This window comes from Reichenbachiella agariperforans (assembly GCF_900142205.1).
Lineage (GTDB): Bacteria > Bacteroidota > Bacteroidia > Cytophagales > Cyclobacteriaceae > Reichenbachiella > Reichenbachiella agariperforans.
In genome coordinates, this window is record NZ_FRAA01000003.1 from 70,619 (window position 1) to 85,870 (window position 15,252).

Annotated in this window: 13 protein-coding genes; 6 read left to right on the forward strand and 7 right to left on the reverse strand. The window is 43.2% G+C overall.

From position 1 onward, the window contains the following. Position 1: 1 nt before the first annotated feature. The 4 genes from BUB99_RS09590 to BUB99_RS09605 all read left to right on the forward strand — a co-directional run bounded on the left by BUB99_RS09590 (position 2) and on the right by BUB99_RS09605 (position 5,893). Positions 2 to 883, forward strand: a complete 882-nt coding sequence (locus tag BUB99_RS09590) for an alpha/beta hydrolase (RefSeq protein WP_073121936.1) — start codon at positions 2 to 4, stop codon at positions 881 to 883. Between the two features lie 199 nt (positions 884 to 1,082). Continuing rightward, a complete protein-coding gene (locus tag BUB99_RS09595) occupies positions 1,083 to 2,951 on the forward strand; it encodes a sodium:solute symporter family transporter (protein ID WP_073121938.1) in 1,869 nt (622 codons plus the stop codon). 20 nt (positions 2,952 to 2,971) lie between these two features. After that, entirely contained in the window at positions 2,972 to 4,117 is a 1,146-nt protein-coding gene (locus tag BUB99_RS09600) for an aldose epimerase family protein (protein ID WP_073121940.1), read from the forward strand. 312 nt (positions 4,118 to 4,429) lie between these two features. Continuing rightward, a complete protein-coding gene (locus tag BUB99_RS09605; protein WP_073121942.1) occupies positions 4,430 to 5,893 on the forward strand; it encodes a potassium/proton antiporter in 1,464 nt (487 codons plus the stop codon). Between the two features lie 24 nt (positions 5,894 to 5,917). Here the strand turns inward: BUB99_RS09605 and BUB99_RS09610 are convergent, their stop codons facing one another. The 6 genes from BUB99_RS09610 to BUB99_RS09635 all read right to left on the reverse strand — a co-directional run bounded on the left by BUB99_RS09610 (position 5,918) and on the right by BUB99_RS09635 (position 11,403). Further along, positions 5,918 to 7,429, reverse strand: a complete 1,512-nt coding sequence (locus BUB99_RS09610; RefSeq protein ID WP_073121944.1) for a DUF748 domain-containing protein — start codon at positions 7,427 to 7,429, stop codon at positions 5,918 to 5,920. A gap of 36 nt (positions 7,430 to 7,465) precedes the next feature. Beyond that, positions 7,466 to 8,086, reverse strand: coding sequence for a porin family protein (locus BUB99_RS09615; RefSeq protein WP_073121946.1), 621 nt, complete (start codon positions 8,084 to 8,086; stop codon positions 7,466 to 7,468). An 84-nt stretch (positions 8,087 to 8,170) separates the two neighbouring features. Beyond that, entirely contained in the window at positions 8,171 to 8,335 is a 165-nt protein-coding gene (locus tag BUB99_RS09620; protein ID WP_073121948.1) for a DUF1328 domain-containing protein, read from the reverse strand. Positions 8,336 to 8,592: 257 nt separating this feature from the next. After that, positions 8,593 to 9,969 carry an NAD(P)(+) transhydrogenase (Re/Si-specific) subunit beta gene (locus BUB99_RS09625; RefSeq protein ID WP_317041714.1) on the reverse strand — a complete coding sequence of 459 codons (1,377 nt, stop codon included), beginning with the start codon at positions 9,967 to 9,969 and terminating at the stop codon, positions 8,593 to 8,595. Then, complete coding sequence (locus BUB99_RS09630; protein WP_073121952.1) at positions 9,969 to 10,277, reverse strand: NAD(P) transhydrogenase subunit alpha; 309 nt, start codon at positions 10,275 to 10,277, stop codon at positions 9,969 to 9,971. Before BUB99_RS09630 ends, BUB99_RS09625 begins: the two co-directional genes overlap by 1 nt. Before the next feature lie 25 nt (positions 10,278 to 10,302). Beyond that, the gene (locus BUB99_RS09635; protein ID WP_073121954.1) at positions 10,303 to 11,403 is read right to left on the reverse strand and encodes an NAD(P) transhydrogenase subunit alpha; all 1,101 of its coding nucleotides are present in this window, start codon (positions 11,401 to 11,403) and stop codon (positions 10,303 to 10,305) included. Between the two features lie 489 nt (positions 11,404 to 11,892). Here BUB99_RS09635 and BUB99_RS09640 point away from each other — a divergent pair, with 489 nt between their 5' ends. Then, positions 11,893 to 12,519, forward strand: coding sequence for a sensor histidine kinase (locus BUB99_RS09640; protein WP_158584248.1), 627 nt, complete (start codon positions 11,893 to 11,895; stop codon positions 12,517 to 12,519). Beyond that, positions 12,516 to 13,157: a response regulator transcription factor gene (locus BUB99_RS09645; RefSeq protein WP_073121958.1), complete on the forward strand. Its 642-nt coding sequence runs from the start codon at positions 12,516 to 12,518 to the stop codon at positions 13,155 to 13,157. The genes BUB99_RS09640 and BUB99_RS09645 overlap by 4 nt, the downstream gene beginning before the upstream one ends. Positions 13,158 to 13,196: 39 nt before the next feature. Here the strand turns inward: BUB99_RS09645 and BUB99_RS09650 are convergent, their stop codons facing one another. Next, complete coding sequence (locus BUB99_RS09650; RefSeq protein WP_073122523.1) at positions 13,197 to 15,140, reverse strand: YgiQ family radical SAM protein; 1,944 nt, start codon at positions 15,138 to 15,140, stop codon at positions 13,197 to 13,199. Positions 15,141 to 15,252: the final 112 nt, after the last annotated feature.

Consider the following 15,252-nt stretch of genomic DNA (forward strand, 5'->3'; position numbering starts at 1 on the left):
TATGACCCTAAAACCATTATCCTCCGCCATCCTATTACTTATGTTTGCACTACCTATGCATGGACAAAACCAAATTCTACCTCTTTGGCCTGACCAAGTGCCAAACGAACGAAAGTCAAAACTGACAGAAGAATCTGAAATCACCGACACCAAACGGATCAGACAAGTCCGAAACCCCAGCATCGAAGTATACCTCCCTACCAAAAGTAGTGCTACAGGCAAAGCCGTACTGATCTGTCCAGGAGGTGGGTATGGCATTTTAGCCTACGACAAAGAAGGTACTGATTTTGCCAAATGGCTCAATGGTTACGGAATAGCTGGGATCGTTCTAAAGTATCGACTACCAGAAGATGACTCCAACATCACGCCTCACCTGTCCCCTATCATGGATGCCAAACAGGGTATGAAATTAATTCGTCAAAATGCCACTAAATGGAATATCGATACCGATCAAGTCGGCGTGATGGGCTTTTCAGCAGGAGGCCACTTGGCCGCCACGTTAGGCACTCACTATGACGAAGAGACTCGACCAGACTTCATGGCACTGATATACCCCGTCATCACGATGAAAACAGACTACACCCACATGGGCTCACGCACCAACCTCCTAGGAGAGAACCCCACTCCAGCACTCATTGCAGAGTACTCCAGCGAACTCCAAGTCACTGCTGACACGCCTCCGACATTCATCGTTCACAGTCAGAATGATGAAGCTGTACCTATCGAAAATAGCCTACAGATGTACAAAGCCCTCCGTACTCATCAGGTTCCCACGGAAATGCACCTCTACCCATCTGGCGGTCATGGCTATGGTTTCGCCTTGAATCAACCACACCTCTCCAGTTGGAGTCAGCGACTTGCTGATTGGTTAATGCTTCGCTAGCCCCTCATTCATCATCACACCCCTATCATTTTATAAGTATGTGTTTTTTATTAAGTGTATATATTACACTTAATGTTTTTTATCTATATTTGGATCGAAAGATGTCTACACACGTCACTGGCATCTAACAGCAGATGTAGTGAAAGCTCTTTATTGCATCTGAGCAGGATTAAAATATAAAAGACTAAATCAATTCAAAATGGGATTTTCTACATTAGACTATATCGTCTTTGGGATCTACTGTCTGGTCATCATTGGCCTAGGGCTTTGGGTTTCTAAACCAAAAAAAGGGCAGGAAAAAACTGCCAACGAATACTTCCTAGCAGGTAACTCGCTTACATGGTGGGCTGTCGGTGCTTCGCTGATCGCGGCTAACATTTCCGCCGAGCACTTCATCGCCATGTCTGGGTCAGGCTATGCGATAGGATTAGCGATTGCGGCTTATGAATGGCTCGCTGCTGTAACACTCATCGTAGTAGCCAAGTATTTCCTCCCGATTTTCCTCGAGAAGAAAATCTACACCATGCCACAGTTCATCAACCAGCGATTCAACCGATCGGTAAGCTCCTTCTTCGCCATATTTTGGCTGCTCGTCTATGTATTCGTCAACTTGACCTCTGTCAGTTACCTCGGTGCATTGGCACTAGAAAATATCATCGGCGTACCGCTGATCTACGGAATCGTAGGACTGCTCGTATTCTCAGGTATTTACTCCATCTACGGCGGTATGTCTTCCGTGGCTTGGACCGATGTGATTCAGGTTGTCTTCCTCGTCATCGGTGGATTATTCACTACATTCTTGGCGCTCGATGCAGTCGGTGCAGGTAGTGTGATCGATGGTTTTGGTGTGATCTTCGATAAGACCTCTCACCATTTTCATATGGTCATAGCGCGCGGTTCTTCCATGGTTCCTGATGGATCTGGAGGATTCAAGGACACGTTCAACGATCTACCTGGTGTAGCAGTCATCTTTGGAGCTATGTGGCTCACCAATCTTGGCTACTGGGGTTTCAACCAGTATATCATCCAAAAAGGACTAGCTGCCAAATCAATCAATGAGGCTAAGAAAGGATTGATATTCGCAGGGTATCTCAAAATCATCGTACCGCTATTGGTGGTTATCCCAGGTATTACAGCTTATGTACTCGTCAACCATTTCACGCCCGAAGAGTTGTCAGTCATCATCGGCAAACCCGTAGAAGCCATCGGTATCATCGGCAAGTCCGATGAAGCTTATCCTTGGTTGCTCAAGAACTTCGTCCCTACTGGGATTAGAGGACTAGCATTTGCTGCACTGGCCGCAGCGATTGTTTCCTCACTCGCATCTATGATCAATAGTACGTCGACCATCTTCACGATGGATATCTACAAGGAATTCTTCAACAAAGAGGCTTCTAACAAGAAACTCGTATTGGTAGGTAGAATGGCTGCTGTAGTGGCACTCGTGATCGCTATCTCAGTCGCACCGATGCTGAGCAATCTAGATCAGGTATTCCAATACATTCAGGAGTACACAGGGTTCATTTACCCAGGTGTTGTAGTGGTATTTGCCATGGGACTGTTCTGGAAGCAAATGACTTCTAAAGCTGCACTATGGACGACCATCATCACCATACCTATCGGGATCATCATCAAACTGTCTATGCCTGAGATTCCATTCATCATGAGAATGGGCTATGTATTTATGATTCTATGTACAGTGGCTTCTGTCATTAGTTTCTTAGACAAAGGGATCAAAGTCAAATCACCCGCTGCTGATAGTGATGTACAAAAATTATCCATCAAAAGCTCCTATATCCTCATGGCGCTAGGTATCCTATGTCTAATCGCAGGAGCTATCTTTAGCATATCACTGAGCCATTTGGGTGTAGAATCTATCTTGATGATGGGCGTACTCCTGCTGATGCTAGGAATCATCTTCTACACGAATTTCAAGATCGACATAGAGGACCCTAAGGCGCTAAAAGTAGAGAATGCTAAGACGCTGTTCACCACCAACGTTGGATTCAATGTCGGCGCGATAGGGATTATCGTCATAGTAGTATTCCTTTATGGGGTATTCTGGTAAACCACAAACAAAACATTAAAATGAAAATAAATATAATCATATTGGTCGCATCCCTATCTATATGGGGATGCACCGCTAGCCAACCCCAAGAGGAAGCGACCAACAGCGTTTCTATCAACGAGTCCAAATTTGGAACACTTCCAGACGGACAGGAAACAACGTTATACACACTCAAAAATAGACAAGGCACAGCTGTCTCCATCACCGACTTTGGTGGAGTCATCACTTCACTCATTGTTGCAGATAAAGAAGGTGACATGGCAGATATTGTCTTGGGATTCAATGAAGTAGAGCATTATATCGCTGAGGCTCCATATTTCGGAGCAGTGATTGGCCGGTACGGCAATCGTATCGCTAATGGTCAATTCACGCTTGGTACAGACAGCTATCAACTTGCCACAAATGATGGGAACAACCATCTACACGGAGGTATTAAAGGGTTTGATAAGGTACTCTGGGAAGCGAAAAGTTTTGAAAATGAAAATGCGGTAGGTATAGTACTGACTAGAACTAGCCCAGATATGGAAGAAGGCTACCCTGGTAATCTAACCACTGAAGTCACCTATACGCTCAACAATGAAAATCAGATCGTGATGGAGTATAAAGCGACAACAGACAAGACAACCGTTGTGAACCTGACCAATCATTCATACTTTAACTTGTCTGGAGAGGCTAGCAATACGATCCTAGATCATGTACTAGAGCTACCTGCTGATTCATTTCTACCAGTAGATAGCACCCTGATCCCGACGGGAGAGTTAAGACCTGTAGCTGCTACTCCGTTTGATTTTCAAACCCCTGCGGTGATCGGTGACCGCATAGATCACGAAAACCAACAGCTATTATATGGGCAGGGTTATGATCACTGTTGGGTATACAAAGACACGACAGATCAGATGAAGTATGGTGGTAGCCTCTACCACCCACAGTCTGGTAGATTGATGAAAATCTACACCATGGAGCCTGCCATACAATTCTACAGCGGCAACTTCCTCGATGGCTCACTAACAGGAAAATCAGCCGTAGCGTATCAGTACAGAACAGGTCTTTGTTTGGAGACCCAGCACTACCCTGATTCTCCTAACCAAGTAGCCTTCCCGACTACAGTTTTGGAACCAGGTCAGACCTACCAGACCAAAACGATCTATGAGTTTGGTGTGAAGTAAAAGACTTTAAGTTAATTCCAAGTTGTCCATTTTCCTAAACCACTATGGGCTGAAAGCACCATAGTGGTTTAGGAAAGAATGAAATTCTCTACATTCCGAATCAAAACCTTAGATCGCTCGACACTAGATTCTAGACAAAAAAGTATCGAATTTTTATCTAAATACTAGTATCCTATTGGGGTTGGTAGAAGCTAAAGCGAGATGCACTAAAGCCCATAGTTTTAACTCCAGCACTGACCAATAAAATCGCACATCTAAGCGCCATTAGAAAAAGGTGTCTAAATTTACTTTTAAATCACGAGCACAGCCCAAATGGATATCACCATCGAAAACATCCTACTGACAGGTTCTTTACTGCTACTAGCCAGTGTTTTAGCTGGAAAGACTTCTTACAAGTACGGGATTCCAACTTTGATACTATTTTTGGTCGTAGGGATGCTCGCTGGGACAGATGGTTTGGGTATCGAATTTGATGATCCACAGATCGCACAGTTTATAGGAATCGTCTCGTTGAACTTCATTCTCTTCTCAGGGGGATTGGAAACCAACTGGCAGTCGATCAAGCCCATCCTCTGGCAGGGCATCAGCTTATCCACTGTCGGTGTGCTGTTCACTGCCACGCTCATGGGCTCCTTCATCTGGCTCATCACTGACTTGACAATCTACGAAGGGCTTTTGCTAGGTGCTATCGTATCGTCGACAGATGCGGCAGCTGTATTTTCCATCCTGAGATCCAAAAATCTTGCGCTCAAAAACAACTTGCGACCTACCCTCGAACTAGAGAGCGGTAGTAATGATCCGATGGCCTATGTACTCACCATTGCTTTTTTAGGTTTAGTGATCAACCAAGACCTAGGCATACTGTCCATCATTCCACTGTTTCTACAACAAATGATCCTCGGGGGGCTTTGTGGTTTTTTGTTCGGCAAAGTCAACAAATTCATCATCAACAAAATCGAACTGGGGTTCGAAGGGCTATACCCTGTACTAGTCATCGCGCTCATGTTCATCACCTTCTCTGCCACTGATGCGATCGGTGGCAATGGTTTTTTAGCGGTCTATCTCGCAGCAGTCTACCTCGGTAACCAAAACATCATCCACAAAAAAACGATTCTCAAACTATTCGACGGGCTGGCATGGCTCATGCAGATCATTCTATTCTTGACACTGGGACTACTGGTATACCCTAGTCACGTGCTACCCTTTGTCGGCGTGGGGATACTCATCTCGCTTTTTTTGATATTGATTGCGCGCCCTATTAGTGTATTCCTGAGTTTAATTCCTTTCAAAATGAAGCCCCGGAGAAGGTTTTACATCTCTTGGGTAGGATTAAGGGGAGCGGTTCCCATTGTATTTGCGACTTATCCATTGCTCGCTGGGATCGACAAAGCAGACATGATATTCAATACGGTCTTTTTCATCTCATTGACTTCTGTCATCATCCAAGGAACCTCTCTGCCTATAGTCGCTAAATGGCTCAGTGTAGCACTTCCACAAAAAGAAAAGAGTAAATCTCCAGTAGACCTGCTCCTATCAGAGGATGCCAAAACAGCCATGGCAGAAATAGAAATCCCACATAATGGCTATGTAGTGGGTAAAAAAATAGTTGACATTCAATTTCCGAAATCTACGATTATCGCTATGATCAGTCGTAACAACCAATTCATCACACCTAGTGGCACGACGCTCCTAGAGGCTAAAGATATTTTGATGATTTTGTCAGATAGTCATGAGGGACTAGATCAGGTATATGAAATCCTTCACATAAAGAAATGAGTACTGTTCAAGGAAAGAGACTACTTAACTCAACTCCTTATCAACACCTACAGATGTTTTGATTCCAGAGAGTACTGACCGCCACCAGTAGCCAAATACTGCCTTTTTCTTATCTCTAGCGAAAGAAATCGACCCTACACGATAGTTATTCTTGTCTGGCAGATTGCTATCCTTCACGATGAAGGTATTGGCGATTAGAGTCGTTATCCCTTGTTTTGCATTCTGTTCTCCTGTGTCTGGGTCGATAATTTGAAATGATAAATCATCATAGTGCATATTCATCTTACCCGTAGAACGGTCATTATCATAGTCAAAATTAAAATCCATGTGCTTAAGCATTCCCTTCTCCACATCAAGACCAGCTGCAGCGATAGTCATCTGATTGGCACGGGTAAGGCTCATAGGCGACAAGGTACCCGAAACATGGCTGGATTTTGGTGATGGGTTAAGTTCAAAATGCGCTTTGAGTTTCCCCTCCCCCAACACAGTAGCCTGTGCATCTAGGATCATCGTGTCATCATTAGCCGAAGACACATTGTAGAATGTGGCATAGAGCCTTGCAAACGAAACAGAACCTGGTAGACTCGCTCCGGGAAAACTCTCCTGATGCTGAATATAAGCATTGACCAACTGCAGCGTATCTACGCCGAACTTGACTGGAACAGATTTAATCATATCTGCTAACAAAGGAATATTAGCTCGGTCAGGAAAAGGCTGGCGCTTGTCTTTGTAGGATTTCAAATTAAAAGTATCCACAACCATTCGCTGACACTTGATGCCTTTGGCATCATCGTGCAAGGCCTGTAGACTAAATCCATTCATCGTAAAAGAGGGGATTACTAAATGAAATTGCCCTTTTTGATAAGGAAACTTCTTGGAAAACTCTCTACGAGTAAGATTTGACTCCCAGGCGATAGTATTACCACTAAATACGCCTTGATCTAGGTTCATCGCAATAGAATCAGCTCGAATAGTCGAGAAATCTTTCGCCAAATCGAAGACCGCCTTACGAATCACAACGGACCCTTGACTAGCACCTACCTTAGAATCATACTGCAACGAATCTACATGAAAGCCAAATGTCAATCGACTAGAGTCTTGATCTATAAAATCCAACATACCATACCCTATATCCAATCGCCCTACACCGAACGTCACCTTACGCTTGCTCGCGGACATGGTATCAATCGGGAGAGTATCTGCCAGCACATCTATATCTATAAACAAAGAATCAACGGCAATAGATTGAGCATGAAATCCACCCGAGACGAGTAGACTTACCAAACCTATTTTAGAAATGCGAAGGTTAGTACAGGTGACCTGACCCAACATAGGGTTGGTAAGCTTCACTTTGTCGATAGACACAGACCGAGACCACAGGTCAAAGTCAGCTCCAGTTGACTCAGCCACTACATTCTGCTTGCTCAACTGCCGGTCGATGAAATACCCTATATTATTCTCTGCGAGTATGAACAAGCCAGGAATAACAACGAAAAAATAAATGGAAAATACAATGCGAGAGCGTTTCTTATTCATAGGAGTATATCAAGTTGGTGTGATCAATTTCGGTAATTATTTCGACAATCTATACCTCAAGTATATTTGTCCTACCGAATTTTTAGCATCACCTAACAAAAACTCTGCCGCATCACGCTTGGCAACACGTGCGCGTCCCCAATTGTAACGCGCTCCTACACCAAAATCATCGAAATTGAACGCTAAACCACCAGAAATCCCATAATCAAAAGTTTGTAAATCTTTTCGATTAAGTTCGTCTTCATCCTCACCTAGGTCACCCTCCGTCTTTATATTAGCTCCTAACATATAACTCATGTATGGCCCTAGATGTAGTTCCAGAACTTCTCCCAAACGTACGCCGGCTAATAAAGGCATGTCTATGTAATAGAGATTAAAATCGGTTTTACCCTCTGCGCCAAGTACATCATATATGACTGAATTCCCCTTAGTACTAAAAGTCAGCTCTGGCATCAAAAACACCGGCCCTCTTAGTTTGACTTGAGAATAAATTCCAGCGTGAAATCCCAGTCTAACATTTTCATCATTGACATCACCTTCCATCAGATTACTAAAATTCAAACCTGCCTTGATTCCTGTCTGTGGCTGTGCCTGAGTATACAATGTGGTGAAAAGTGTGAGAAATGTTAGCGTAGTAAGTAGTTTATTCAGTTTCATGCTTGGTGTTTGATTAAAATCTAGGTAAATGATACATACGATAAAGACAGCCATTGTTGAATGACTGTCTTTATCTATATCTATCTAACGTCCTCGAAGTATCCCTGCCAATAATGAAATCGCGAGAAATACTAGGGCTATAAAAAATACTATTTTAGCAGCACCTGCTGCTGCTACTGCTATCCCACCGAAACCAAATACTGCTGCGATGATAGCTACGATAAAAAATACAATTGCTAGTCTAAACATGGTTTTGTTTTTTTAGTTATACCATATCTATTGAAAAGAACATACCAATCCTACCAATCGCTCTCAAATAGATCAAAAAGGCATTTTAGGGCTACTTAGTTGTTGAATCCGTATGTCCAACTACCCAATGTGTAGAACAATTCCCACAGACATTAGATGGTTTGAGACTTGTCAAATACCCTGACCTATTCTATAAAACAAAAAAAGCACCATGCTAACGCATGGTGCTTTTAATAAATTCATTCTCGTTTGGATGATTAATCCATAGATTTTACTTCGTTATTCAATGTCTCAATTGTAGCTTTTGCATCTCCAAAGAGCATTTTAGTTCTCTCATGAAAGAACAATGGGTTTTCAATCCCCGAATATCCCTTGTTCATACTTCTTTTTAGCACGACTACATTTTTACTCTTTAGGATTTCCAAAACAGGCATACCGTAGATCGGACTACTTGGATCATCGAGAGCTGATGGGTTGACCACATCATTAGCCCCTACCACCAAACATACATCTGTATCTCCGAACATATTGTTAGCATCATCCATATCGATAAGTTTGTTGTATGGCACATCCGCCTCGGCTAGTAGTACATTCATATGACCTGGCATACGACCCGCCACAGGATGGATCGCGTAATTAACATTCACGCCTCGTTCGGTAAGACTCTTATCGAGTTCTTTACAAGCTTTCTGTGCTTGTGCTACGGCCATCCCGTACCCAGGAATGATCATCACATTGGTAGCATAGCGCATCATGATGGCAGTATCATTGGCAGTAGCTTCTTTAACATCCCCTTCTGGGCCAGCTCCAGCGGTAGCAGCTGAGCTACCAAACCCTCCGATGATCACATTGATTAACGAACGATTCATGGCATTACACATCAGTACAGTAAGGATCGTACCTGATGACCCGACGAGTATCCCACCTAAAAGCATCACCATATTGCTGTAGACGATACCCGCCAAAGCTGCTGCAATACCGGTGAAGGCATTGAGCAAGGAAATCACCACAGGCATATCTGCTCCTCCGATAGGCAACACAAAAGTAAATCCATAGATCAACGACACCACTAAAATAGCCATAGGTAGATATTCAATCTGACCCATCGCTACTACTTCATAGATGATTAGTCCTAGACATAGTGCCAACCAGATGAGGTTAAAATATGACGAAATCCCACTTTTCCAGTCCTTAACCTTTCCACTCAATTTGCCATAAGCAATCAACGAACCTGTAAAAGCCACGCCACCTATGAACAAAGCCATATAAGTAGTCGCACGTGCACCTATACTACTGGTTTCACCGAACTTGTACACTTCTATGATAGAGATTGCTACGGCACAGGCTCCACCAAATCCGTTGAATAACGAAACCAACTCTGGTATAGCTGTCATGGCGACTTTCTTAGAGAAGACCAAGCCTACAACTGTACCAATCGCTAACGCAACGATGATCCATGCATAGTTGCCTTGATCTCCAGCTATCGGATCAAACATCGCTACAATAGTCGCCAATCCCATACCTGCTGCTGCAATCAGGTTACCTTTAGCAGCTGATGCTGGACTGCTCATTCTTCTCAACCCGATGATCAATAGAACCGTCGAGAGGATGTATAATAAATTGATATACTGCATTATGATTTTTTCTTAAACATGTCCAACATACGGTTGGTCACTGCGTGCCCCCCTACTACATTAATGGTCGCAAGCACAATACCTACACTACCGATCACCAGCGAAACATAATCGTCGTTGGCTGATTGCCTGACCAGAATGATCGCACCGATGATGACGATACCAGAGATGGCATTGGAGCCAGACATGAGTGGTGTATGGAGTACAGTTGGAACCTTGGAGATGACCTCAAAACCGAGGTATATCGTAATGATCCATAAATTAATGGTCAATACATTATCACTTAGATAATCTAAAATTTCTAGCATAATAATTAGGTGTTACGTGATAAACTTAAGCTGAAACCGCCTCGTCTTGCTCAACCTTGAGCAGCGTATTCGCTATGATCTCGTTTTCGAATGGGATGTTTTCCGCTCCCTCTTTGAACATAAAGGTCAGGAAATTGAAAATATTGTTACTATAGACTAAACTAGACTGAGGCCCCATCTGGTTATATAGTTTGGTGTCACCGATAATTTTGACCCCTTCTACCTCCACCGTTTGGTTATCCTGCGCGAGGGCTACATTACCTCCACTGGCTGTTGCCATATCTACGATAACACTACCAGCTTTCATCGCTCTAACAGTTTTCTCTTCGATCAGTAACGGAGCCTTTCTACCAGGTATGTTCGCCGTGGTGATCACAATATCAGCCTTCATGGCTGTCTGATGGATCAACTCCTTTTGTTTCGCAATGTACTCTTCGGACTGCTCTATGGCATAACCTCCTGCAGAGGCACTTTCTGCTGCTCCTTCTACCTCGATAAACTTAGCACCGAGGCTTTCCACCTCTTCTTTTACCGCTGACCTCACGTCAAAGGCTTCTACCATTGCACCCAGTCGTTTTGCAGTAGCAATCGCCTGTAGTCCAGCAACACCAGCCCCCAATACCATTACCTTCGCTGGAGGAATTGTCCCCGCAGAAGTCGTCATCATAGGCAAATACCCACCAAAATGATCTGCAGCCAAGACGACCGCTTTGTATCCCGACAAAGACGCCAAAGAAGACAGCACATCCATAGACTGAGCAATAGACGAACGTGGCAATAGATCCAAACTAAACGCTTTGGCTTCCGCCTGTTTCAAAGCAGTCAATAGTTCCGATTCCACACGACCGTTAAACTTACCCACTATTATGGCAGACTGCTTGGTCTTTGATAGTTCATCTACCTCTATACCGGTAGATGTAAGCAAAATATCAGCCTGTGCCAACACTTCCGCTCTAGGTGCTATTTTAGCCCCTACCTCCTCGTACATATCGTCAGAGTAGTTAGATGCTGCACCTGCTCCACTTTCCACGAGTACCTCATAGTCTCCTTTGGTATATTTAGACACCACTTTTGGTACTAATCCTACCAGATTTTCTTCAGTACATTTTAATACCCCTATTATCATCACTGATTATTTATGTTTTTAAAAAATTCAGCATACAGCTAAAATCACATTGGGTTCGTGTTATTTTCTATCATTTGGAATGCGAAGATATGAGTTTGAAAAAAAAACTACGTAGATAATGTGTTAAATAATAAACAATTTGATAAAATCACTACCCCAGAAAAAACCTCTTCAACCCACTAAAAATAAGCTGCACGCATAACAAAAGCGCACTATCTCTATCGATACTACTAAAAGCAAGTCACAAAAGCCTCAATATACCTGAATAAAGGGATTACAATCACTGGCAATAAGTGCTAATTTTTTGGTAGAAAAATTGACAGGAAAACCATGGCGGTCCCAATACTCATAATAGTTTTTGGCATAATTGTGATTTTATGCATCTACTACATTCAAAACAAGAAACACAACACAATCATCTTATCTCTCAAACAAGATATCTACAAATATTATGTGAGCAAACAGTTTCAAAAAATAGAAACAGAAACCATGAATGATTTACTGTTGGACAATGACTCGGAGAGAAAAAAGATCATACATGAACTCCACGAAAACATTGGAAACAAAATCGTAGCAGCCAAAATGCAATTTGGTTCGCTCCCCCATCCTGAAATTCTGAATTCCAACCCCTACGTACAAGGGCATCTTCTACTGGATCAGGTGGTCAATGACACCCGCCAACTAGCCTATGGCATGTCTGACAAAGAATTGTCAGAATTCAACATCATGAAGTCTTTAAAACATATCAAGCATACTTTAGAACAGGAAGGAAAAATCAAACTGGGCATCTACTTTCATGGTTTGGACAAAACGCTAAGCCATGAACTGAACCTACGACTATTCCGCATGATCCAAGAACTCATTACCAACACGCTCACCCATGCTTATGCAAGTCAAATCACTGTTCAACTCAATCGTAACGATCAAGAATTAATCCTGACCGTGGAAGATAATGGTATTGGATTTGACCCAAGACAGGTTAACTTTATCAGAGGAAACGGTATCGGACTGAAAGAAATAGAGCGAAACCTGAACCAAATCGCTGGTTCGGTATTTATTGATTCTACTCCAGGTCACGGCACTACTATCACTATTCAAATACCGCTAGCAGCATGATAAATATATTGATCGCAGACGACCATCAAGTCATAGTAGAGGGTCTAAAAGCCCTCTTATCCAATGAAAACAGTATCCATATCGTAGGTCATGCTCATAACGGAAATGAAGTAATTGACCAACTACAGACGCAAGCGGTCAATGTAGTGCTACTCGACATCAATATGCCTGAACTTGACGGATTGGAAACGACCAAACTGATCAGAAAAAACTACCCTTTGACTAAAGTTCTTATCCTATCCATGTACAACAAGCCAGAATTCATCCGTAATCTAATAGAAATAGGTGCGCACGGCTATGTACTCAAGAATACGCCAAAAGACGAATTGATCACTGCTATCAAAGCAGTTCATGCAGGCGAACAGCACTTTAGCGCGGAGGTTAAAGATACCATCATGGAAAGCCTCAAAACCAAAGGGCACGTAGGCCCAGCCTACCTTACGGACAGAGAACGTGACGTGGTGAGACTGTTAGCGGATGGATTGACGACCAACGAGATCGCTGAAAAACTATTTATCAGTACACACACTGTCGACACCCATCGAAAAAACCTCATGACCAAGCTGAATCAAAAGAATATCGCCTCACTGATCAAATATGCAGTGGAGAAAGGTTATGCTGGAGAGCAATTTAATTAGAGTTCGCCCATCACCTCGTATTTACATGATAGAAAGAGACTAGCGCCTCCTTTTCTTTCTAAAAGCCTTACTCTTTGCACTGAAAGCTTTTTTCCCGTTGCTATTCTGGTGAGCCTTCTCTACGAAAGGTTGTTTTTCTAGTACATCACGAACAATCCTGCCTCCAAGTAACTTTTCTACCAAATCGCGTCTGTTCTTGTTGATTAGTTTGTCCTTGATCCGCTGCTGATACTCTTTTTTATGCCAGAAAAAGAACATGTGCTGTGCACGCTTTTCTTTCTCTGTCTTAGGTACGTACATCCGCTCCATCGTATACGGGTGAAAACCCGAATAATAGATCACTGTAGCGACAGTCATCGGCGTAGGCGTGAAATCCTGCACCTGCTCTAGCATAAAGCCCATGTCTTTGGTCTCTGCCGCTAGGTTAGCCATATCCTCTTCCTTGCATCCTGGGTGGCTGGAAATAAAATAGGGAATCAAAGGTTGATTCAGTCCATTCTTCTTGTTGTAGAAATCATATTTCTTTTTGAAGTCATGGAAATGCTTAAAAGACGGTTTTCGCATCACACGAAGCGTATCATCTGCTGTATGCTCTGGGGCGACTTTCAATCGGCCGGATACGTGACGCGTCACCAGTTGCTCCATGTACTCATCGATGCTGTTGTTGGCATTTTTATTATAACTCTCCACCAACAGATCGTAGCGAATCCCACTGCCCACAAATGCCTTTTTAACCTTCGGGTGCGCATCTACTTTTTTGTACAACTCTGTCATAGAACTATGGTCCGTATCCAAGTTGCTACAGATCACAGGATGTATACAGGACGGACTCACGCATCGGTCACAGATCTCTTGCACTTTACCCTTTAGCCCATACATATTGGCAGATGGTCCACCTAAATCTGAAATATACCCCTTGAAATCAGGCATAGAAGTCACCTGATCTACTTCCTTCATCACCGACTCCTTCGACCTACTGGCTATGAATTTGCCCTGATGGGCTGATATCGTACAAAAGCTACATCCTCCAAAACATCCTCTATGCATATTGATCGAGAACTTGATCATCTCATATGCTGGTATCGGCCCACGCTTCTTATATTTTGGATGCGGCAGACGTGTATAGGGTAAATCAAACGACTGATCAATTTCAGTCTCTGTCATCGTATAATAAGGTGGGTTGATAATGACATGGTAGTCATCAGCATCCTGCACGATTCTATTGGCGTTAAGCTTGTTGGACTCCTGCTCTACATGTTTAAAATTCGAAGCGTAAGACTTTTTGTCTCGCAGACACTTTTCGTGACTATTGAGCATGATCGTTTTCCAATCCACCTCTGGCAAATCCTCTTTCCGATCTGTCAAAACACTGGTTTGTGGTATGGTCTTCAGTTGATCAAAAGGTACTCCCTTGCCCAGCAATCTAAGAAGATCACGCAAAGGCTGCTCGCCCATGCCATAAACCAGCATATCGGCTTTACTATCCACAAGAACAGACGGCATGAGCTTGTCCGACCAATAATCATAATGTGTCACACGACGCAAACTCGCTTCCACTCCACCGATGACGATCGGTACGTCAGGATATAGCTTCTTCAGGATGTTAGAATAAGTAATCGTCGCATAGTCTGGACGAAAGCCTGCTTCCCCACCTGGGGTATAGGCGTCATTGGATCGCTTGCGTTTGTTGGCTGTATAGTGATTCACCATAGAGTCCATACAGCCAGAGGTCACGCCAAAAAACATCTTAGGCTTCCCAAATTTCTTAAAATCGCGCAAATCATCCTGCCAATTAGGCTGAGGAATGATCCCAACTTTGTAGCCCTCACTCTCGATAATCCGTCCAATTACCGCACCACCGAATGACGGGTGATCCACATAGGCATCTCCTGAGACGATTACTACATCTAGCTCATCCCAGCCCCGTTCGAGAACTTCCTTTCTGGTGATGGGCAACCAATCCGTTATGGGTCTTTGTGCGATCATAATGCAAAGGTAGTGAAGTAATCAAGAAAGTAAGGCTATTGAGTCTATCCCAAAGTAGATATAGTAGACTCCTGACATCTAAGAGCATCGTAAATCAATACCTAAGAAA

Coding starts and splice junctions, on each gene's coding strand:
- BUB99_RS09630 (WP_073121952.1), bottom strand. CDS start 10,277: ATGCTAGAAATTTTAGATTATCTAAGTGATAATGTATTGACCATTAAT.
- BUB99_RS09635 (WP_073121954.1), bottom strand. CDS start 11,403: ATGATAATAGGGGTATTAAAATGTACTGAAGAAAATCTGGTAGGATTA.
- BUB99_RS09595 (WP_073121938.1), top strand. CDS start 1,083: ATGGGATTTTCTACATTAGACTATATCGTCTTTGGGATCTACTGTCTG.
- BUB99_RS09590 (WP_073121936.1), top strand. CDS start 2: ATGACCCTAAAACCATTATCCTCCGCCATCCTATTACTTATGTTTGCA.
- BUB99_RS09625 (WP_317041714.1), bottom strand. CDS start 9,969: ATGCAGTATATCAATTTATTATACATCCTCTCGACGGTTCTATTGATC.
- BUB99_RS09605 (WP_073121942.1), top strand. CDS start 4,430: ATGGATATCACCATCGAAAACATCCTACTGACAGGTTCTTTACTGCTA.
- BUB99_RS09640 (WP_158584248.1), top strand. CDS start 11,893: ATGAATGATTTACTGTTGGACAATGACTCGGAGAGAAAAAAGATCATA.
- BUB99_RS09620 (WP_073121948.1), bottom strand. CDS start 8,335: ATGTTTAGACTAGCAATTGTATTTTTTATCGTAGCTATCATCGCAGCA.
- BUB99_RS09610 (WP_073121944.1), bottom strand. CDS start 7,429: ATGAATAAGAAACGCTCTCGCATTGTATTTTCCATTTATTTTTTCGTT.
- BUB99_RS09615 (WP_073121946.1), bottom strand. CDS start 8,086: ATGAAACTGAATAAACTACTTACTACGCTAACATTTCTCACACTTTTC.
- BUB99_RS09600 (WP_073121940.1), top strand. CDS start 2,972: ATGAAAATAAATATAATCATATTGGTCGCATCCCTATCTATATGGGGA.
- BUB99_RS09645 (WP_073121958.1), top strand. CDS start 12,516: ATGATAAATATATTGATCGCAGACGACCATCAAGTCATAGTAGAGGGT.